19 protein-coding genes are annotated in these 21,222 nt (G+C 57.1%); 8 read left to right on the top strand and 11 right to left on the bottom strand.

The window, feature by feature from the left end:
* Positions 1 to 45 precede the first annotated feature (45 nt).
* Complete coding sequence (locus tag LPQ25_RS01010; protein WP_002921929.1) at positions 46 to 756, bottom strand: DUF3053 domain-containing protein; 711 nt, start codon at positions 754 to 756, stop codon at positions 46 to 48.
* A gap of 440 nt (positions 757 to 1,196) precedes the next feature.
* On the opposite strand from LPQ25_RS01010, the gene LPQ25_RS01005 reads away from it, so the two are divergent.
* From LPQ25_RS01005 to cspE, 3 genes are all read left to right on the top strand, one after another.
* Entirely contained in the window at positions 1,197 to 2,552 is a 1,356-nt protein-coding gene (locus LPQ25_RS01005; RefSeq protein WP_004188196.1) for an MFS transporter, read from the top strand.
* Positions 2,553 to 2,797: 245 nt separating this feature from the next.
* Complete coding sequence (locus LPQ25_RS01000) at positions 2,798 to 3,088, top strand: HTH-type transcriptional regulator (protein WP_002921931.1); 291 nt, start codon at positions 2,798 to 2,800, stop codon at positions 3,086 to 3,088.
* A gap of 252 nt (positions 3,089 to 3,340) precedes the next feature.
* A complete protein-coding gene (cspE, locus tag LPQ25_RS00995; protein WP_000014594.1) occupies positions 3,341 to 3,553 on the top strand; it encodes a transcription antiterminator/RNA stability regulator CspE in 213 nt (70 codons plus the stop codon).
* Between the two features lie 97 nt (positions 3,554 to 3,650).
* Here the strand turns inward: cspE and LPQ25_RS00990 are convergent, their stop codons facing one another.
* The 5 genes from LPQ25_RS00990 to LPQ25_RS00970 form a co-directional block, all read right to left on the bottom strand.
* Positions 3,651 to 5,270, bottom strand: coding sequence for an ATP-binding cassette domain-containing protein (locus LPQ25_RS00990; RefSeq protein WP_014906793.1), 1,620 nt, complete (start codon positions 5,268 to 5,270; stop codon positions 3,651 to 3,653).
* A 300-nt stretch (positions 5,271 to 5,570) separates the two neighbouring features.
* A complete protein-coding gene (gene hokA / locus LPQ25_RS00985) occupies positions 5,571 to 5,723 on the bottom strand; it encodes a type I toxin-antitoxin system toxin HokA (RefSeq protein ID WP_002922102.1) in 153 nt (50 codons plus the stop codon).
* A 326-nt stretch (positions 5,724 to 6,049) separates the two neighbouring features.
* Entirely contained in the window at positions 6,050 to 8,119 is a 2,070-nt protein-coding gene (glyS, locus tag LPQ25_RS00980) for a glycine--tRNA ligase subunit beta (protein ID WP_002922127.1), read from the bottom strand.
* Positions 8,120 to 8,128: 9 nt separating this feature from the next.
* On the bottom strand, positions 8,129 to 9,040 hold the full coding sequence (gene glyQ, locus LPQ25_RS00975; RefSeq protein ID WP_014906792.1) for a glycine--tRNA ligase subunit alpha: 912 nt from the start codon (positions 9,038 to 9,040) through the stop codon (positions 8,129 to 8,131).
* A 127-nt stretch (positions 9,041 to 9,167) separates the two neighbouring features.
* Positions 9,168 to 9,467 carry a YsaB family lipoprotein gene (locus LPQ25_RS00970; protein ID WP_002922129.1) on the bottom strand — a complete coding sequence of 100 codons (300 nt, stop codon included), beginning with the start codon at positions 9,465 to 9,467 and terminating at the stop codon, positions 9,168 to 9,170.
* Positions 9,468 to 9,646: 179 nt separating this feature from the next.
* On the opposite strand from LPQ25_RS00970, the gene LPQ25_RS00965 reads away from it, so the two are divergent.
* Complete coding sequence (locus LPQ25_RS00965) at positions 9,647 to 10,642, top strand: acyltransferase (protein WP_004173929.1); 996 nt, start codon at positions 9,647 to 9,649, stop codon at positions 10,640 to 10,642.
* A 26-nt stretch (positions 10,643 to 10,668) separates the two neighbouring features.
* On the opposite strand, the gene yiaA is transcribed toward LPQ25_RS00965, so the two are convergent.
* The 4 genes from yiaA to xylA form a co-directional block, all read right to left on the bottom strand.
* Positions 10,669 to 11,115 (bottom strand): inner membrane protein YiaA, encoded by a 447-nt coding sequence (gene yiaA, locus LPQ25_RS00960; protein ID WP_015875234.1) that lies wholly within the window; start codon positions 11,113 to 11,115, stop codon positions 10,669 to 10,671.
* Between the two features lie 31 nt (positions 11,116 to 11,146).
* Positions 11,147 to 11,518, bottom strand: coding sequence for an inner membrane protein YiaB (gene yiaB / locus LPQ25_RS00955; RefSeq protein ID WP_002922133.1), 372 nt, complete (start codon positions 11,516 to 11,518; stop codon positions 11,147 to 11,149).
* 168 nt (positions 11,519 to 11,686) lie between these two features.
* On the bottom strand, positions 11,687 to 13,141 hold the full coding sequence (gene xylB / locus LPQ25_RS00950; RefSeq protein WP_004150156.1) for a xylulokinase: 1,455 nt from the start codon (positions 13,139 to 13,141) through the stop codon (positions 11,687 to 11,689).
* 92 nt (positions 13,142 to 13,233) lie between these two features.
* Entirely contained in the window at positions 13,234 to 14,556 is a 1,323-nt protein-coding gene (xylA, locus tag LPQ25_RS00945; protein WP_002922139.1) for a xylose isomerase, read from the bottom strand.
* A gap of 505 nt (positions 14,557 to 15,061) precedes the next feature.
* Here xylA and xylF point away from each other — a divergent pair.
* From xylF to xylR, 4 genes are all read left to right on the top strand, one after another.
* Positions 15,062 to 16,057 (top strand): D-xylose ABC transporter substrate-binding protein, encoded by a 996-nt coding sequence (xylF, locus tag LPQ25_RS00940; protein WP_004210164.1) that lies wholly within the window; start codon positions 15,062 to 15,064, stop codon positions 16,055 to 16,057.
* 64 nt (positions 16,058 to 16,121) lie between these two features.
* A complete protein-coding gene (locus tag LPQ25_RS00935; RefSeq protein WP_002922346.1) occupies positions 16,122 to 17,663 on the top strand; it encodes a xylose ABC transporter ATP-binding protein in 1,542 nt (513 codons plus the stop codon).
* Entirely contained in the window at positions 17,641 to 18,822 is a 1,182-nt protein-coding gene (gene xylH, locus LPQ25_RS00930; protein WP_002922349.1) for a xylose ABC transporter permease XylH, read from the top strand. The genes LPQ25_RS00935 and xylH overlap by 23 nt, the downstream gene beginning before the upstream one ends.
* Positions 18,823 to 19,054: 232 nt before the next feature.
* A complete protein-coding gene (gene xylR, locus LPQ25_RS00925; RefSeq protein WP_002922351.1) occupies positions 19,055 to 20,233 on the top strand; it encodes a D-xylose utilization transcriptional activator XylR in 1,179 nt (392 codons plus the stop codon).
* A gap of 38 nt (positions 20,234 to 20,271) precedes the next feature.
* Here xylR and LPQ25_RS00920 read toward each other — a convergent pair whose 3' ends face one another.
* A complete protein-coding gene (locus LPQ25_RS00920; protein WP_004188166.1) occupies positions 20,272 to 21,090 on the bottom strand; it encodes a protein bax in 819 nt (272 codons plus the stop codon).
* Between the last annotated feature and the right edge of the window lie 132 nt (positions 21,091 to 21,222).

Raw genomic sequence — 21,222 nt, 5'->3', positions numbered from 1 at the left:
ATCATCCTGCCCGTTCGCCGCAGCCAACGTCAGCCAGATGAAGCATTAACGGGTGGCGTTCACCGCCGCCGTCCATGCCTGATTAAACGCCTGATGCTGCGCCGCCAGCGGCCCAATCAGCGCATTGTACTGGCTGGCCTGCTGGGAGGTTGGGAACTGAATGCCGTTGGCGACAAAGCTCACCTGCGTCCCCTGCTGAGCGACAAAATCCCCAACCTGAACCAGCTGCTGGGTAAAGATCTGCGCGGCCGGGATCAGCGGCTGCAGCGCGTCGGCTGGCGCCGTCACCACCTTGGCGTAAACCTGATCGAAGACCGGCTTGAGATCGTCAGCCTGCTTCAGCGCGCCATGCGCGGCATCGGCCTGCATTTTCGCATTCTGCAGCTGCTGGCTGAGCACGCCCAGCGCGCCGTTCGCCTGACGCAGCGGCTCACGCTGGGTCATATAATCCTGCGGGACGCGGATCGCATTGACGCTGTCCACCACCGGGCGCAGACCAGCGTCCATCGCCTGGCTCACCTGCTGCGAGTAACCGTAGATCACCGCGTAGTCAGAGACAAAAGGCCCAAACTGTTTTTTCTGATCGGCGGTCAGCGTCGGCAGACGTTCACCGCTACGCATCGCCGTATTCTGCAGGAAGTCGATAAACGCTTTGCGCTGATCGCCCTCTTTATCAAAACACCCACTCAGGCTAACCACCATCAATAAGGCCGCCATAGCCGCAAACCAGCGAGAGCAGGACTTTCCTGTCGCCATTTTTTTACTCCTTTCAGCCAAAAAAAGCGCACAACGGCACACACGTGCCAGACGCTGACAAGGATAGTCCAGCTCGGCCTCGCAGGATACCCTTTCCTGCTAATCTTACGCGGGAAAAACACCATTTTGCACGCCATCGTCGCGCTGTAGAACGTCTGTTATGCGCATCACAAATATGGTCTTAAGAACAGGTGGGCCAGAATCTCATAAGCCATTGATATTAATATAAATAAAAAGCCACAACCCGGCACTGCGCCTTAAAGCGGACGATAATCGCACGCTTTGGCACGCGTCTGGATTGCCTGCCTCGCACTTCAATGATTTGATGAATGAGCGATTAACGGCGACATGTTCGATTATCGCACAAATCAAACTCAACGACGCGAAGGCGACGATAATAATAAACCTCTGTCCCTCGCTCAGTCTGCCAGGAAAGCCGTATGACTAAGACAACCATCGACATTCAGGCCTTTATCAACGAGCACCCCTTCACCCGCTACCAGTGGATGATCCTTGCGCTCTGCTTTATCACCGTCGCGATGGACGGGTTCGATACCGCAATTATCGGGTTCATCGCCTCCGACCTGGTGCAAGAGTGGGGCGTGGAAAAATCGGCCCTCGGCCCGGTGATGAGCGCCGCGCTGGTGGGCCTGGCGGTCGGCGCCTTAACCGCAGGGCCGCTGGCTGACCGCATCGGCCGCAAAAAAGTGCTGATCATGTCGATCGTGGTGTTCGGCGGATTCAGCCTGCTCACCGCCTTCGCCACCAGCCTTAATCAGCTGACGCTGCTGCGCTTCCTGACCGGTCTGGGCCTTGGCGCGGCGATGCCGAATGCCGCGACGCTAATGAGTGAATATGCGCCGGAGCGCCGTCGGGCGCTGCTGGTGAACCTGATGTTTGTCGGCTTTCCGATGGGATCTTCGCTGGGCGGCTTTTTATCCGCCTGGATGATCCCGCACTATGGCTGGCAGAGCGTGCTGGTGCTGGGCGGCGTGATGCCCCTCCTGCTGGCGGTGGCATTAATATTCCTGCTGCCAGAGTCCGTCCGCTATCTGGTGGTGAAGCAGCACCCGGCGCAGCGCATTGCTGCTATCCTGCGCCGTATCGCGCCGCTGCCGAAGGCAGTGGAATTTGTACTACGCGAAGCAGGCCAGGTGAAAGAGAAATCCGCGATCGGCGTCATTTTCTCCCCTCGCTACGCGGTGGGTACCGTGATGCTGTGCCTGACCTACTTTATGGGTCTGCTGATTTTCTATCTGCTGACCAGCTGGCTGCCGCTGCTCATCCGTGAAACCGGCGCCTCGATGAGTCAGGCCTCAATTATCACCGCCCTGTTCCCGCTCGGCGGCGGGATTGGCGTGCTGATCCTCGGCGCCCTGATGGACAAGATCAACCCCAATAAAGTGGTGGCCGTCGGCTGGCTGCTGACCGGCGTTTTTGTCTGCCTGGTGGGTTTCTCCACCAGCAGCCTGGCGCTAATGGGAGTGATGGTCTTTATCGCCGGCAGCATTATGAACGGCGCGCAGTCGTCGATGCCGGCGCTGGCGGCTGGCTTCTATCCGACGCAGGGGCGCGCCACCGGCGTCGCCTGGATGCTGGGTATCGGCCGCTTCGGCGGCATCCTCGGCGCGTTCAGCGGCGCCTTCCTGATGCAGGCTCAGCTCTCCTTTGAGACCATTTTCACCCTGCTGGCCATCCCGGCGTTCCTGTCAGCCATTGCGCTGCTGATCAAGTACCGGGTCAGTAAATCCGTGCCGGCGACGACAGATGAGGCGAGAAGCCTGCAGAAAGCCTAACCCTATAAGCCGGCGCCCCGCGCCGGCTTTGTCGCTTTTTTCTTATCCGTTTACAAAAATTTTCGAAGCCACCTCATCGCGTTAATAATCATTCTTTTAGGCTACGCTGCCGTTTGGCTGTCGGGGCAGATTCGATAGCCTGTTGGCAAATAATCACTGACGTTACCATCCCTTGCGCCATTTTCTGACTATTCTTAATGAGCTATAGAAAAATCTTTTCCGCTGTGTGATAAAAGGAGTTCTCAATGGAATATAAAGATCCCGTGTTTGAACTGCTGAGCAGCCTGGAACACATCGTTTTTAAGGATGATAATCAGAAACTTACCTCAAACCGTAAGTCCACTGTGTTTAGTGAATTTGAACAGCTGCGTAAAGGCACTGGACTTAAGATTGACGACTTTGCCAACGTCATGGGCGTGAGCGTCGCCATGGTAAGAGAGTGGGAGTCGAGACGGGTCAGACCGTCTCCCACCGAGCTGAAATTGATGCGCCTGATTCAGGCCAATCCACAGCTTTCACGACAATTACTCGATTAATCTTGCGCGCAGCGGCAAAGGCCAGTAAGGGAGCTTTTGCCGCTGCACCGTAAAAAAAAGTTTGCTATCAGGTGCTGAACGTGCGTTAATGCTCGCAGGTTTGATGTACAGACCACAGAGCAGTCGAATAGAGCAGTCCTTCTAAGGTTATCCAAAGATACCCCCGTAGTGAACTTTCCCTTTATCGCTTTAAATCTGTAGTCCAGACCCCTACGCCGCAAGGCTCACTTATTTTTTTAAAGGTAATTCACTATGTCCGGTAAAATGACTGGTATCGTAAAATGGTTCAACGCTGACAAAGGCTTCGGCTTCATCACTCCTGACGATGGCTCTAAAGACGTGTTCGTACACTTCTCTGCTATCCAGAACGATGGCTACAAATCCCTGGACGAAGGTCAGAAAGTATCCTTCACCATCGAAAGCGGCGCTAAAGGCCCGGCAGCTGGCAACGTAACTTCTCTGTAAGTTCAAGCCGCTAAGAATCGAGAATCCCTGCCTGATGGCGGGGATTTTTTTATCTGTCGCCAGTAGCCGCCAGCATAAGATGGCGGCTACCGGGCATTCAAAGCAGGGAAAAGTGCCAGCTCGTCTCCCGCCACGCCAGACTATGGGTCAGCTTCAGACCTTGTAAAAACGCCTCATCATGCGACACCACCAGCATCGCGCCGGGAAACGCCGCCAGCGCGCTTTCAATAGCCTGCGTCGATGCTAAATCGAGATGGTTGGTTGGCTCATCCAACAAAAGCAGCTGGGCAGGCTCGCGTCGCCAGAGCACGCACGCCAGCGCCGCTTTCAGGCGCTCGCCGCCGCTGAGCGCCGACAGCGGCAGAGTGACCTTATCCGCGCCCAGCTGGAGCTGCGCCAGGCGGGTGCGCAGGAGGCCCTCATCCAGTGGGGTATCTTCCAGGCTCAGGTGCGCCATTACCGACAGGGATAAATCCAGCTGCGTCAGATGTTGATCGAGGTAAGCGGCGCTCACCGAAAGCCGGACATCGCCTGACGCGGCCTGCTCCAGCCCCAACAGCGTTTTCAGCAAAGTGGTTTTGCCACAGCCGTTTGGCCCCTTTAGCGCGATGCGCATCGGGCCATCGATACGCCAGTTCAGCGGCGCAGCCGGAGCATGGTCGAGCTGTAATGACTCCACCACCAGCACCTGCTTGCCGGCGGCCACTTCGCTACCCGGCAGGGTAAACATCACTGGGGTCTCTTCCTCAACCCGCTCCCGCGCCTGCTGCACGGCGGCATTCAGACTGCTGTTCTGTTCACGATGCTGACGGCGCAGCGTTCCCGGGCGCTCTTTTGCCGCGCCTTTGTACTTCACGCGTTCGAAGGAGGCGATATTTAGCGTATCAACGGTACGCAGCGTCTGAGCCGAGCGCCGCTGGGCGGCGTCATGCTCCTTATGCATTCGCGCGCGGGTGCGCCGTCGGTCGGTCACGGCATGCTCCAGCGCCGCGCGCGCGGCCTGCTGCTCCGCCATACGCTGGCGCTGATATTCATCATAGTTGCCGCCGTAGCTGCGCAGCGCCGTCGGCGTCAGCTCAATTATCCTCGGCATCCGCGTCAGCAGCTCGCGGTCGTGGCTGGCGATCAGAGCCCCGCCCTGCCAGCTTTCCAGTTGGTGATAGAGCCACTCCCGCCCCTGGCGGTCCAGATGGTTGGTAGGCTCATCCAGCAGCAGATAATCGGCGCCCGAGACGAAGGCGCCGCACAGCAGAGCCTTCATCCGCTCGCCGCCGCTGAGTGAAAACGCGGGGCGATCGGCAGAGAACGGCGGGAGATCGGCTTCACGGAACGCTAAACTCAGGCGATCGGTGAGATCCCAGTGACCATCTAACAGCTCGAAATCGTCGGCCAGCCCTTGGCCCTGTTCAAGGCGAGACAAGGCGGCAAAAACCGACGCATAGCCCAGCAGCGTAGCGAGGGTGGTCTCCGGCGTGAGCGTCGGCTGCTGCGCTACCCAGGCAACGGCGGCGGCGCGCTCAATATGGCCGCCGGCAGGAGAATCAAGGCCCGCCAGCAGACGCAGCAGACGCGTCTTGCCGACGCCGTTCCGGCCGACCAGGCCGCAAAGGGACGGTTCCAGCGAGACGCTGAGCGGACCAAACAGGGTCTGTCCCGTCGCAAACTGACAGGTGACCTGATGTAAAACAAAAGCGGGGATGTGGGCGCAATGAGCCATAAGCACTCCTGAATGAAATCAATACTCCCCTACCCGCAACGTCTGCGAGGTAAGGCGTGAAATTCATCAGTCGTGTTTGTTCATTTGTGGGGCGCGCTCCGGTGAGACGAGGGATTCGTCGGGACATAGGATAGCCACACTCCGGTATGCGTTGCAAGCCTGTTTTATTCAACGATCTTGTAAAAATAAAAAGGCCTCCTGATATCAGGAGGCAAATGATTTATTTGGTGAACAATGAAAGGGTGCATTGAGAATGCCTGACACCGCAAGCATGGTGGGGATAGATCCCACCAGATGCTCTTACTGTTTAATATCACAGGCTAAGAATGCCACCAGCTCAATATTTCCCTGCCTGCGCTGTAATTCACATAGCGAATCACGAACCATCCAGGTCAATAATAAAATAGTGAAGCAAATCACTACTAAGCCAAACAACAGATACTTTTGCGGCATTCCTCGCCTCCAGTGTTGATTTTCAACAAGTAAGAGGCTACTCTTATGGTGTTCATGCATAGGGGAGCCTCACTTTGATTACTATCAGGTGGGGCTTTTCTCTGTCTGTCTCCCGCTGAATACCTGAGACACACAGTCTCAAGCACCCGCCGCCATTCTAGCGTAAATACCTCACAGAATTATGTTTATATATTCCTAAAACGTTTCTTCTCGATGAATGCAAATAATGAAGATATCAATGACAGAATTATTAACGGTTCACCTATTCATATTTCACGTATAAAAAAACCTGCCCTGAGGCAGGTCTTTTATTATTTCCGATACGCTTACTGCAGCAGAGAAATATCCGCGACCTGCAGGAACAGTTCACGCAGTTTGGACAGCAGCGTCAGACGGTTGATGCGAACATCTTTGTCTTCAGCGTTAACCATCACGTTCTCGAAGAACTCATCCACCGGCTCGCGCAGCGCGGCCAGCTCAATCAGCGCATCCTGATAACGGCCTGCGGCGAAATACGGCTGCAGCTTGTCGCGCAGCACCACCAGATTACCCGCCAGCTTAATTTCCGCCGCTTCTTTCAGCACCGAAGCGTGAACGATGTCGTTCAGCGTCTCATCGGATTTCGCGAGGATGTTGGAGACACGTTTGTTTGCCGCCGCCAACGCGGAGGACTCTTCCAGAGTACGGAAGTGCGATACCGCCTTCATACGCGCATCGAAATCCGCCGGGCGGGTTGGACGACGCGCCAGTACCGCCTGGATCGTGTCGACGCCGTAGCCTTCGTCCTGATACCAGGCACGGAAGCGGCCCAGCATAAAGTCGATCACATCATCAACCACGTTGGCGTTGGTCAGCTTCTCACCGTACAGACGAACCGCTTCTTCGGTCAGCGTCTGCAGATCGAGATCCAGGTTCTTCTCAACGATGATACGCAGCACGCCCAGCGCGGCGCGACGCAGCGCAAACGGGTCTTTATCGCCTTTCGGATGCTGACCGATACCAAAGATACCCGCCAGGGTGTCCATCTTATCGGCAATCGCTACCGCGCAGGCCACCGGATTAGACGGCAGCGCGTCGCCAGCAAATCGCGGCTGATACTGCTCGTTCAGCGCCACGGCCACGTCTTCCGCTTCGCCGTCATGGCGCGCGTAGTGCATCCCCATCACGCCCTGGGTGTCGGTGAACTCGAAGACCATGTTGGTCATCAGGTCGCACTTGGACAGCAGGCCCGCGCGGGTTGCGTGGTTCACGTCAGCGCCAATCTGTTCGGCAATCCAACCCGCCAGCGCCTGGATGCGATCGGTCTTGTCGCGCAGAGTCCCAAGTTGCTGTTGGAACAGCACGGTTTCCAGACGCGGCAGGTTATCTTCCAGACGTTTTTTACGGTCGGTATTGAAGAAGAACTCGGCATCGGCCAGACGCGGACGGACCACCTTCTCGTTACCGGAGATGATCTGCTGCGGATCTTTGGACTCGATGTTGGCCACGAAGATAAAGTTCGGCAGCAGTTTGCCGGCGTTGTCGTAGACCGGGAAGTACTTCTGGTCGCCCTTCATGGTGTAAACCAGCGCTTCAGACGGCACCGCGAGGAATTTTTCTTCGAACTTCGCCGTCAGCACCACCGGCCATTCCACCAGCGAGGTGACCTCTTCCAGCAGGCTTTCGCTCAGATCGGCTTGACCGCCTATCTTACGCGCCGCCTCTTGCGCATCAGCTTTGATTTTGGCTTTACGCTGTTCGTAATCGGCGATGACTTTACCGCGCTCCAGCAGGATCTGCGGGTACTGGTCGGCATGGTCGATGGTGAACTCCGGCTCGCCCATAAAGCGATGGCCGCGAATCACGCGATCGGACGGAATACCGAGGATAGTGGCCGGGATCACTTTGTCACCCAGCAGCAAAGTCACCGTGTGTACCGGACGCACGAAGTGGACGTCAGACGCGCCCCAGCGCATCAGTTTCGGGATCGGTAGCTTCGCCAGCGAGCTGGCAATCATGTTCGGCAGCAGCGCTTCGGTGCTTTCACCCTTCACATGGGCGCGATACAGCAGCCACTCGCCTTTGTCCGTGGTCAGACGTTCGGCCTGATCGACGGTGATACCGCAGCCGCGCGCCCAGCCTTCGGCCGCTTTGCTTGGCTTGCCTTCGGCATCGAACGCCTGGGCAATAGCCGGGCCGCGTTTTTCCACTTCGCGATCGGCTTGCGCCGCCGCCAGGTTGGCCACCTTCAGCGCCAGACGACGCGGGGCGGCAAACCATTCCACTTTACCGTGCGCAAGGCCAGCGTTATCCAGCTCCGCGGTCACATTCGCAGCAAAAGATTCCGCCAGGCTGCGCAGCGCTTTTGGTGGCAGCTCTTCAGTGCCGATTTCCACCAGAAAAGTATTCTCAGACATGGCCGCCTCTTATTTATTCTTGTTGCACATCGGGAAGCCGAGCGCTTCACGGGAAGCGTAGTACGCTTCCGCCACTGCTTTAGTCAGGGTGCGAATGCGCAGGATATAGCGCTGACGCTCGGTGACGGAGATGGCTTTACGCGCATCCAGCAGGTTGAAGCTGTGAGCCGCTTTCAGAATACGCTCGTAGGCCGGCAGCGGCAGCGGGGACTCCAGCGCCAGCAGCTGCTGGGCCTCTTTCTCATACTGTTCGAAGCAGGTGAACAGGAAGTCGACGTCGGCATATTCGAAGTTATAGGTGGACTGCTCCACTTCGTTCTGGTGGAACACGTCGCCGTAGGTGGTTTTCCCCAGCGGGCCATCGCTCCAGACCAGGTCATAGACGCTGTCCACACCCTGGATGTACATCGCCAGACGCTCCAGACCGTAGGTGATCTCGCCGGTCACCGGCTTACACTCGAGGCCGCCGACCTGCTGGAAGTAGGTGAACTGCGTCACTTCCATGCCGTTGAGCCACACTTCCCAGCCCAGACCCCAGGCGCCCAGCGTCGGGTTTTCCCAGTTGTCTTCGACAAAGCGAATGTCGTGGATAGTCGGGTCCATACCCAGCTCTTTCAGCGACCCGAGGTACAGCTCCTGGATGTTGTCCGGAGAGGGTTTAATCACCACCTGGAACTGATAGTAGTGCTGTAAACGGTTCGGGTTTTCGCCATAGCGGCCATCGGTTGGACGACGGGAAGGCTGTACGTAGGCGGTCGCCATCGGCTCCGGTCCTAACGCGCGCAGGCAGGTCATCGGGTGAGAGGTGCCGGCGCCGACTTCCATGTCCAGTGGTTGAACAATGGTGCAGCCCTGACGAGCCCAGTAATCCTGTAAGGTCAGGATCAGGCCCTGGAAGGTCCTGGTATCAAACTTTTGCATATGATTTCGTGCTGGATACGTGTGGATTTAAAGGAAGGAGTCAGTATACCCGCTGGCTGCGAGATATACAGTACGAAACGGCGTTGTTTCAGGAAAACGGACGAAATTTACGCCAGGCGGGGTCGATTCAGCGCATCGAAAGATGCATAAACTGGCCGTCCGGGTCAAAGGAACAGATGAAACGCTCATTCTTGCCGGTACGGCCAGAAAGCTCATAGCTCGCCTGGAATTGTTCAAAGTGGTTCACGTCAACGAGCTGCGTTTGCGTGTTATAGCGGATAGCCGCCTGATCCTTGCAAAGCTGCGCCATATTGAGCGTGGTTTGCGGCGTAATACGAGCGCGCTGCGCTTTTTGCGTCGGCGGGGAGACGGTCTCGCTGCAGCCCGCGAGGAGCAGCACCAGCATGACGGAAACAACACCTTTCACCACGTTCTCCTCCACCGCCTTGTTAGCAAGTTGTTATCTTAAAGATTCAGTATTACAGGTATTTTGCGAATATCATGAAACTGCGACAAGTCTGTGACCGAAAACTCAGACTAATCTATTGCGACACCGGGAAACCGGGCAGGTCATATCTTATTTCGCCAGCAGACATTGAGGGACTGATGCAAGAAAAGATACACTGGATCACCAACCTGCGCGGCATCGCCTGCATGATGGTGGTGATGATCCACAGCACCAGCTGGTATATCACTCACCCCCATGCGATTACCCTGCTGCAATGGGATATCGCCAATCTGCTCAATTCCGCCTCCCGCGTCAGCGTGCCGCTGTTTTTTATGATCTCGGGCTACCTCTTTTTTGGGGAACGCAGCGCCCAGCCGCGCCATTTCTGGCGGATTGGCCTGTGCATTGCGTTCTATAGCGCGCTATCTCTGCTGTATATCACGCTGTTTACCCATATCAACGTCGAGCTGTCGTTAAAGAATTTGCTGCAGAAGCCCGTCTTCTACCACCTGTGGTTTTTCTTTGCTATCACCGTCATCTACCTGCTCTCGCCGCTGCTTCAGGTTAAGTCCACCAGTAGCACAATGCTGCTGGCGCTGATGGCGATCCTCGGCATTCTGGCCAACCCCAATATGGTCAGCGTTAAAGCCGCCGGGATTGAGTGGCTGCCAGTCAACCTCTATATCAACGGCGACACCTTCTACTACGTGCTCTACGGCGTGCTGGGCAGAGCCATTGGCACCCTGGACACCGATAAAAAATGGCTAACACCGCTCTGCGCCGCGCTGTTCATCGCCGCCGTGTGGGTCATTTCCCGCGGCACGCTGCATGAGCTGCGCTGGCGCGGAGACTTCGGCGACACCTGGTATCTCTACTGCGGACCGGCGGTGTTTGTTTGCGCGGTCACCCTGCTGACGCTGGCCAAAAACTGGCTTAACGCGCGTCCCCTGCCCGGTATCGCCTGCATTGCGCGACATTCGCTGGGGATCTACGGCTTTCATGCCCTGATAGTGCATGCGCTGCGCGCCAGCCATCTGGAGCTATCCCGCTGGCCGCTGCTGGATATTGTGTGGATATTTAGCGCCGCCCTGCTCGGCAGCCTGCTGCTGTCAGGCCTGGTGCAGCGGATTGATAGCCGCCGGCTGGTCAGCTAACGGTCCGCCGCCCGGAGGGGCCCGACTTACGTCTCAGGCCCCTCTTCCGTCACGCTGAGAGGTTCCCGTAAGCGCGTCGGGTCCCAGACATCACGCACGTTTTTCTGTACCGCAACAGCGCCAAACAGGCTCAAAAAATACGCCAGCCCATAGAACCCTTTCTCGCTGAGCAGCAGAGTGGCATTCCACAGTCCGATAACCAGCAGACCTACAGCGATAACGAAGACCACCAGACAGGTGGTGTAGTACAGCGCGGTGGTCGGAATGGCTTCATACTTATCGCGCACCGTCTTTTGATAAGATGCCGCGGCAAACAGCCCCAGTACCAGGACGGCAAAATAATAGCCTTTCTCATTCAACTGCATATCGGCATTCCACAGCCCCACCAGATAGGTGACGATGCCGCCGATCAGGGTAATCCAGGAGATCAAATGAAACGCAGGAGAATACGTCGCGTGCTTGTTTTCCATCACTTTTTACCTTTTACGCGCCTCGGGGCGGCGCTTATTCCGTTTTTTGCATCGCGCGGGCGATGCGGGTCCGTTCGGGGGTTGCCGATGCGCCATATAAGCAGACAAACCATGCCGCGATATAGACGGCTTTTTCATGCCAGTCTGCCGGTACATACCAGGCGCCGACCAGCAGCAGGCCGACCGATAGCAGCAGCACCAGCCGGCATAAGGCAATAAAACCGTCGTCCTGTTCCTGCCACTGACTGGCGCGCTGATGGGCGAGAACAGCAAACATCCCCATCACCAGCACGCCGAGAAAATACCCTTTGCCGCTGAACAGCGGGCAGGTCCGCCAGATACCGAGCAGATAAACCAGCGATCCTGTCGCCATCATCCCCCTGGCAATATTGCGTTTTGTGATCATCTCACCTCCCTGGTCGACAGGGGCTGATTATGACCGACTCCCTCGGCGATGCCTCAGATTACGTACGACAAAGCGGAGATTTCGGAATAAATAAATACGCATTTATGGATGGATGTAGCCGGGACATTCAGGAAGGGAATCCGCCCGGCGCTGCCGGACGGACTGAGGCTAAGACATCAGCGGTTTCAGTTGCTGATAAATCTGGCGGAAGGTTTCCCGCTGCGGCGCATAGTGGGCCACACGGCGATCGTCTGGGCGATGGGCTTGTTCAAGCGGCAGCGGCTTCAGCAGCCCGGGGCGGTCTGCCTCGTCGTGAACCGCCAGCTGCGCCAGCCTGGCCGCCCCCAGCGCCGGGCCGACATCGCCCCCGGTACGGTAATCGAGCTGCAGGCCGCTGATATCCGCCAGCATTTGCCGCCAGTAAGCGCTGCGCGCCCCGCCGCCGATAAGCGTGATGCTCTGCGGCTTGATGCCGCAGGCGTGCACCACGTCCATACCATCCGCCAGCGCATAGCCCACCCCCTCCAGCACCGCCCGCGCCAGCTCTGCCGGCCCATGCTGATGCGTCAGGCCAAAAAAGACGCCCTTAGCCTGCGGGTTGTTGTGCGGCGTGCGTTCGCCAGACAGATAGGGCAGGAACCACACCGGACCGGCGCTTTCATCCGCCGTCTGCGCCGCCGCGATCAGCGCCGGCACGCTGGCGAGACCGGTTAATTTTGCCGCCCAGTCCAGACAGGAGGCCGCGCTGAGCATCACCGACATCAAATGCCAGCGGCCCGGCAGGGCATGGCAGAAGCTGTGCACCGCGCTTTCGGGTTTGCTAAGGAACCCTTCACTGACGGCGAAGTAGACGCCAGACGTACCCAGCGACAGCATCGCCTGACCGGCATCGGCCATGCCGACCCCGACCGCGCCCGCGGCGTTGTCGCCCCCGCCGCCCACCACCAGCGCCGGCGGCATATTCCACGCCTGCGCCACCTCAGGTCGCAGTTGCCCGGTGACGTCGCTGCCTTCGAACAGCGCCGGCATCGCATCCCGACTGAGATCGCAGGCGGCGAGCATCTCGTCGCTCCAGTCGCGCCGGGCGACGTCCAGCCACATCGTGCCGGCGGCGTCAGACATATCGCTGGCGAGCTCGCCGGTCATGCGCAGGCGCAGATAATCCTTGGGCAGCAGCACTTTATCGACCTGGCTGAACACTGCCGCCTCGTGGCGCTGTACCCATAAGAGCTTCGGCGCCGTAAAGCCCGGCATCATCAGGTTGCCGGTGATCTGCCGGGAAGCGCTGACTTTGTCTTCCAGCAGCTGGCACTCTTCGGCGCAGCGGCCGTCATTCCATAAAATGGCCGGACGCAGCACCTGTAACGATTTATCCAGTAGGGTGGCGCCGTGCATCTGCCCGGCAATGCCCAGCGCCTTCACGTCGCGCAGGCTATGCTGCGCGCCCAGGGCTTTCATCGCCGTGTCCGTCGCCAGCCACCACTGTTCGGGATCTTGCTCCGACCACAGCGGATGCGGACGCGAGACGGTGAGTTTTTCGGTATGCGATGCCACTACCTCACCCTGCTCATTGAGCAGGATGGCTTTGACGCCCGACGTCCCCAGATCGATGCCGATATACATACTCCCTCTCCTTAAACGCGCGCCACGGCTGAGCGTGGCGCGAACAGAGCATCCTGGTTGCGGCGCCGGTCACCCCGGGCACCGCCGTATGATTACTTGTCAAACAGATAATGGTTGACCAGGTTTTCCAGTTGTTCCTGCTGGCCGCTGCGATGCTGCGGCGCCAGCTGATGCTGAGCGGCATACTGGGCAATATCGCTCAGGGTCATCTGCCCGTTAAGGATCTGCTGCCCCAGCTCACCGTTCCAGCCGGCGTAGCGTCTGGCCACGCGCTTATCCAGTTCGCCGTCCTCGATCATCCGCGCCGCGACCTTCAGCGACAGCGCCATGGTATCCATCGCGCCAATATGACCATAGAACAGATCGTATTTGTCGGTGCTCTGCCGGCGCACTTTCGCATCAAAGTTGAGGCCGCCGGTGGTGAAGCCGCCCGCTTTGAGGATTTCATACATCACCAGCGCGTTCTCTTCGACGCTGTTCGGGAACTGGTCGGTATCCCAGCCCAGCTGCGGATCGCCGCGGTTGGCGTCAACGGAGCCGAACAGCCCCAGCGCAATGGCCGTCGCAATTTCATGATGGAACGAATGGCCGGCGAGCGTGGCATGGTTAGCTTCAATATTCAGTTTAATCTCTTTTTCCAGACCAAACTGTTTGAGGAAGCCGTAAACGGTAGAGGCATCATAGTCATACTGATGCTTGGTCGGCTCCTGCGGTTTGGGCTCAATCAGCAGCGTACCTTTAAAGCCGATTTTATGCTTATGCTCCACCACCAGCTGCATAAAGCGGCCAATCTGCTCACGCTCCTGGCGCAGGTCGGTATTCAGCAGGGTTTCATAGCCCTCGCGACCGCCCCACAGCACATAGTTTTCACCGCCCAGTTGATGGGTGGCATTCATGGCGGTGACCACCTGGGTGGCCGCCCAGCTAAATACTTCCGGATCCGGGTTGGTGGCCGCGCCGGCGCCGTAGCGCGGGTTGGTAAAGCAGTTTGCGGTCCCCCACAGAAGCTTCACGCCGCTCTGCTGCTGTTTCTCAGCCAGCACCTCGACCATCCGGGCGAAGTTATTGCTGTACTCCTTGAGGGAAGCGCCTTCCGGCGAGACGTCAACGTCGTGGAAGCAGTAGTAAGGCACGTTGAGTTTATGGAAGAATTCGAACGCCACATCGGCTTTGCGTTTGGCCATCTCCAGGGCGTCGCCAGGCTGCTGCCAGGGACGATCAAAGGAGCCCACGCCAAACATATCGGCGCCATTCCAGCAGAAGGTGTGCCAGTAACAGGCCGCAAAACGCAGATGATCTTCCATCCGTTTGCCCAGCACCAGTTCATCCGGGTTGTAATGACGGAAAGCCAGCGGGTTAGTGGATTTCGGGCCTTCGTAACGAACGCGATCGAGTTGATCGAAATAGGTCTGCATAGAGAACTCCATATTCAGAGATGCGGCGAATAACCAATCAGATACCCTAAATAATTCGAGTTGCAGGAAGGCGGCAAGAGCGTGAACCTCCAGGCGCTGGCACCAGCAAGAGGTCGGAGCAACGAATGTCACCAACCCACCTACAACTTGAAGTATGACGGGTTTAAGCCAATATAGAATTTCGCTTTCATTTTCCTCAATTACGTTATTTCACACCGCCATTGAGAGAATCCACAAACGTGCGCCAGCTCGCAAAAATAATATCCAGTCGCCGTTGCGCCGCTTTGTCAGAGACAGTCCAGTGCAATAATAAGAGCGTGCATGAATAAAATACGATCGCCGTCATAATTTGCACATTAAACGAAATTTCATAACGGCAAAATAAGAACCGGTAATTGCCAGCCCTGCTTTCCGCGTTAAGAATCTGTAACGTATCCGCAACCTCATGTATCAAACATTATTTTCCGTTCGTCTTACCTACCCTTACAAAAAAGGTATCGTTATTATGAAGATAAAGAACCTTTGCCTTACGCTTTGCGCCAGCTCCCTCCTGCTCGCCAGCATGGCGGGGATGGCGAAAGAAGTGAAGATTGGCATGGCCATCGACGATCTGCGTCTGGAGCGCTGGCAGAAAGACCGTGATATTTTCGTCAATAAAGCAGAATCCTTAGGCGCCAAAGTTTTTGTCCAGTCCGCTAATGGCAATGAAGAAACGCAGATGTCGCAAATTGAAAACATGATCAACCGCGGCGTCGATGTGTTAGTCATTATTCCTTATAACGGCCAGGTACTCAGTAACGTTATTAAAGAAGCCAAGCAGGAAGGTATTAAAGTCCTGGCCTATGACCGTATGATTAATAATGCCGACATTGATTTCTATATATCTTTCGATAATGAAAAAGTTGGTGAAATGCAGGCGCAAAGTCTGGTCGACAAAGTGCCGCAGGGTAATTATTTCCTGATGGGCGGTTCGCCGGTGGATAATAACGCTAAACTGTTCCGCGCCGGACAGATGAAAGTTCTCAAGCCGTATGTCGATGAAGGCAAAATTAAGATTGTCGGCGATCAGTGGGTTGACGGCTGGCTACCGGAGAACGCGCTGAAAATAATGGAAAACGCGCTAACGGCGAATAATAACAAGATCGATGCCGTGGTCGCCTCCAATGACGCCACCGCCGGCGGCGCCATCCAGGCCTTAACCGCCCAGGGGCTGGCCGGCAAAGTGGCGATCTCCGGTCAGGATGCTGACCTGGCGGGCGTGAAGCGCATTATTTCCGGTACCCAGACGATGACCGTCTATAAACCGATAACCACCCTGGCCACCAACGCCGCTGAAATCGCCGTTGAGCTGGGTAACGATAAGCAGCCGAAGGCCGATACCACGCTGAATAACGGCTTAAAAGACGTCCCTTCGCGCCTGTTAACGCCAATTGAGGTGAATAAAGAGAATATCGACGCCACGGTGATTAAAGACGGTTTCCATAAAAAGAGTGAACTGTAATGGCTGACGCCCCGCTGCGGGGCGTCATTTTCATCCCGCCGGATATCACTGTTGCGGAGTCTTTATGACCTGGCTACTCGAAATGAAGAACATCACCAAAACCTTCGGCGCTGTTAAAGCCGTGGATAACGTCAGCCTGCGCCTGAACGCAGGCGAGGTGGTCTCGTTATGCGGTGAAAATGGGTCGGGGAAATCGACGCTGATGAAGGTGCTGTGCGGTATCTATCCGCACGGAAGCTATGAGGGCGAGATTATTTTTGCCGGCGAAACGCTGCAGGCAAACCATATTCGCGATACCGAACGCAAAGGCATCGCCATTATTCATCAGGAGCTGGCGCTGGTGAAACATCTCACCGTGCTGGAGAATATTTTCCTCGGCGCCGAGATCTCCCGCCATGGTCTGCTGGATTATGAAACCATGACGCTGCGCTGTCAGAAACTGTTGGCGCAGGTCAATCTGCCCATTTCCCCCGATACCCGCGTCGGCGACCTCGGCCTTGGTCAGCAGCAGTTGGTGGAGATCGCCAAGGCGCTGAATAAACAGGTTCGCCTGCTGATCCTCGACGAACCGACCGCCTCCTTAACCGAACAAGAAACCGCGACGCTGCTGGCGATCGTTCGCGATCTGCAAAACCACGATATCGCCTGCATCTATATCTCGCATAAGCTCAATGAGGTCAAAGCGATCTCCGATACGATCTGCGTGATCCGCGACGGCCAGCACATCGGCACCCGCGATGCCAGCGGCATGAGCGAAGACGATATCATCACTATGATGGTCGGCCGCGAGCTCACCGCGCTCTATCCCAGCGAGCCGCACGCCCACGGCGAGGAGATCCTGCGGGTTGAACATTTAACCGCCTGGCACCCGGTAAACCGCCATATTAAACGGGTCAATGACGTCTCATTTTCCCTGCGTCGCGGAGAAATCCTCGGCATCGCCGGGCTGGTCGGCGCCGGACGTACCGAGGCGGTACAGTGCCTGTTCGGCGTCTGGCCGGGGCGCTGGCAAGGGGAGATCTTTATTGATGGCCAGCCGGTGAGCATCTCTAACTGCCAGCAGGCCATTGCCCACGGCATCGCCATGGTGCCGGAAGACCGCAAAAAAGACGGCATCGTGCCGGTGATGGCGGTGGGCAAAAACATTACCCTCGCGGCGCTCAACCAGTTCACCGGCGCAATGAGCAGCCTGGACGACGCCGCCGAGCAGCACTGCATTCAGCAGTCCATTCAGCGTTTGAAAATTAAAACCTCCTCGCCGGAGCTGGCGATTGGCCGTCTGAGCGGCGGCAACCAGCAAAAGGCGATTCTGGCGCGCTGTCTGCTGCTCAATCCGCGCATTCTGATCCTCGACGAACCCACCCGTGGCATCGATATCGGGGCGAAGTATGAAATTTATAAACTGATTAACCAGCTGGTGCAGCAGGGCATCGCGGTCATTGTCATTTCATCCGAACTGCCCGAGGTGCTCGGTCTCAGCGATCGGGTGCTGGTCATGCACGAAGGCAGACTAAAAGCCAATTTGGTTAATCAACATCTGACCCAGGAACAGGTGATGGAAGCCGCGCTGAGGAGCGAACGCCATGTCGAAGAACACGTCGTCTGAAATCAAACTCACCCCAACCGCCCCCGCGGCCCTGCCGGCGCTGAAGGGGCTGAATCTCCAGGTCTTCGTGATGATCGCCGCCATCGTCGTCATTATGCTGTTTTTCACCTGGGTTACCGATGGCGCCTACCTGAGCGCACGCAATATCTCCAACCTGCTGCGGCAGACGGCCATCACCGGCATCCTCGCCGTCGGCATGGTGTTTGTGATTATTTCGGCAGAAATCGACCTCTCCGTTGGCTCGATGATGGGGCTGCTGGGCGGCGCTGCGGCGATCTTTGACGTCTGGCTCGGCTGGCCGCTGCCGCTCACCATTCTGGTGACGCTGGTGATGGGCCTGCTGCTCGGGGCGTGGAACGGATGGTGGGTAGCCTATCGCAAAGTGCCCTCGTTTATCGTCACCCTTGCCGGGATGCTGGCGTTTCGCGGCATTCTGATCGGCATCACCAACGGGACCACCGTCTCGCCCACCAGTCCGGCGATGTCGCAGATCGGCCAAAGCTACCTGCCAGACGGCATCGGCTTCGGCATCGGCGTTGTCGGCATGGCGGTGTTTATCGTCTGGCAGTGGCGCGGGCGGATGCGCCGGCAGGCGTTAGGTCTGGCGACCTCGTCCTCCACCGCCGCCGTCGGCCGCCAGGCCATTACCGCGGTGATTGTGCTGGGCGCAATCTGGCTGCTCAATGACTATCGCGGCGTACCGACCCCGGTGCTGATCCTCGCCGCCCTGCTGCTGGCGGGCCTGTTTATGGCCACCCGCACCGCCTTTGGTCGCCGCATCTACGCCATCGGCGGCAACCTGGAGGCGGCCCGTCTGTCCGGGATTAACGTCGAGCGTACCAAGCTGGCGGTGTTTGCCATTAACGGCCTGATGGTCGCTATTGCCGGGCTAATCCTCAGCTCACGGCTCGGCGCGGGGTCGCCTTCGGCGGGCAATATCGCCGAACTGGACGCCATCGCCGCCTGCGTCATCGGCGGCACCAGCCTGGCGGGCGGCATCGGCAGCGTCGCCGGGGCGGTAATGGGGGCGTTTATTATGTCGGCCCTGGATAACGGTATGAGCATGATGGACGTCGCCACCTTCTGGCAATATATCGTTAAAGGCGCCATTTTGCTGCTGGCGGTGTGGATGGACTCTGCCACCAAGCGGCGCGCATAAGGAGAGACTCTCTGAAGAATGTCTGAATTCTTTGCGCTACCGCCAAACTTCGCCATAAGGCGCTTGAAATATCTCGGGCATTAGCCGGTAGTGTATACCCAACATCATTCGGGTTGCAGACGGCGCCCCCGGCCGCGTACCGGCGTACGTGGCCGGGATGAGTGGTAAGTCAGGCCATCGGCAACATCTTGAATGAAGGGGTATGACCGGGGTTAGAGCAGGAACATTATCTATGTTTGAAAAGCGTCACCGTATTACGCTGTTATTTAACGCCAACAAAGCTTATGACCGCCAGGTAGTTGAAGGTGTCGGCGAGTATCTGCAGGCCTCCCAGTTGGAGTGGGATATCTTTATTGAAGAGGACTTTCGGGCACGCATCGAAAACATCAAAGAGTGGTTGGGCGATGGCGTTATCGCCGACTATGACGATCCCGAAATCGAAAAGCTGCTGGCCGATGTCCACGTGCCCATCGTCGGCGTCGGCGGATCTTATCATCAGCCAGAGCAGTACCCGCCGGTCCACTATATCGCCACCGACAACGCCGCGCTGGTGGAAAGCGCTTTTCTCCATTTGAAGGAAAAAGGGGTGCACCGCTTCGCGTTTTATGGACTCCCCGCCTCCAGCGGTAAACGCTGGGCGGTAGAGCGCGAGTATGCCTTCTGCCAGCTGGTCGCGAAGGAGAAGTATCGCGGCGTGGTCTACCAGGGGCTGGAGACAGCGCCGGAGAACTGGCAGCACGCGCAAAACCGGCTCGCCGACTGGCTGCAAACCCTGCCGCCGCAAACCGGCATCATCGCCGTCACCGACGCCCGCGCCCGCCACGTCCTGCAGGCCTGCGAGCTGCTGCATATCCCGGTGCCAGAGAAACTGTGCGTTATCGGCATCGATAACGAGGAGCTAACCCGCTATCTCTCTCGCGTCGCCCTCTCCTCTGTCGCCCAGGGCACCCGCCAGATGGGTTATCAGGCGGCAAAATTACTCCACCGGCTGTTGAATAACGAGGCCCTCCCGCTGCAGCGCCAGCTGATCCCGCCGATGCGCGTCGTTGAGCGACGCTCCACCGACTACCGGTCGTTAAACGATCCCTCCGTGATACAGGCGATGCATTACATTCGCAACAATGCCTGCAAAGGCATCAAGGTGGAACAGGTGCTCGACGCCGTGGGCATCTCTCGCTCTAATCTGGAAAAACGCTTCAAAGAGGAGGTCGGGGAGACCATCCACACGGTGATCCACAGCGAAAAACTGGAAAAGGCGCGCAGCCTGCTGGTGTCCACTAGTCTGTCGATCAATGAGATTTCGCAGATGTGCGGCTATCCGTCGCTGCAATATTTCTATTCGGTGTTTAAGAAGGAGTACGACGTGACGCCGAAGGAGTACCGCGATCGGCACAGCGAGGTGATGCTGTAGGGTAAAAAAATGCCCGGCGACAAGGCCGGGCATCCGGATTACAGATGGGCGGCGATGAGCCGCTGATTGTCCTGATACATCGCGAAGAGATAGTTGTTGTAGCTCGACCCTTTGGTCGAATACCCCTTCAGCTTATGGATCATGGTGCTGGCAGTTACTTCCTGATCCGCCTTGCGCAGCTGCAGGCGCGACTTGCGGAAAGAAGAATAGGCCGGGTGGGTGTTCAGGTTTGTTACGTAAGCCTGCACCGACTGCTCTACCGACTCAAACTGCGAGTAACCTTTCATCGCGCCGCGGCAGCGACCGGCGCCGCACTTCATGCCGAACAGGTTGTTATTCTCGCGCGCCAGCCTGGAGGTACCCCAGCCACTTTCCGCCGCCGCCATGGTCGCCACCATGCTGTTCGGAATAATGTCGACACGCTCAAGCAGCGCGTTCCAGGGCACATGACGCGTATTGCCTGACCACTTCACCTTATAGCGGGAAGCGATATCCTTCAGGCGCGCCTTCTCAGTCGGCGACCAGCGAGCATCGTACTGCTTGGAAATAAGCCAGTTACGATCCGCAGTAATCGCCTGATTCTGCTTGGTAATATAAGGCATGACCGTCCGGAGAAACGCTTTTTTCCTTGGTGTTCCGGAAGGGTATTTTCGCAAGTCAGGAAGTGAACTGCTCTTTACACTATTGCGAGAATACTCTTGTTTACTGCTTACCTTAGTACTACTTATCTTCTTTACCGTTGGGGCTTTATGACTCTTTGTCGCTGTGTGCGTTGTCGCCAACACACTACCTGAAAAGATGCAGGTTAGTAACATAAGTATGGCGGCCCCATATCGTCGTATGGGATTCGATATCATCAGGTCTCCTGGTCGGATATATGCATTCCAACACCTTGTTTTTCACAAAAAAACGATAACTGAATCGCTAATAGTATCAAAAATACGCACTGAGGGCATCAACAGAAATAGTCCAATTCCGAATTGCTGTCA

Source organism: Klebsiella sp. KPN54798 (assembly GCF_021184225.1).
In the GTDB taxonomy this organism is placed as follows: domain Bacteria; phylum Pseudomonadota; class Gammaproteobacteria; order Enterobacterales; family Enterobacteriaceae; genus Klebsiella; species Klebsiella pneumoniae.
The sequence above is the reverse complement of the archived record's forward strand: the minus strand, read 5'-3'. Positions and strand labels throughout refer to the sequence as shown.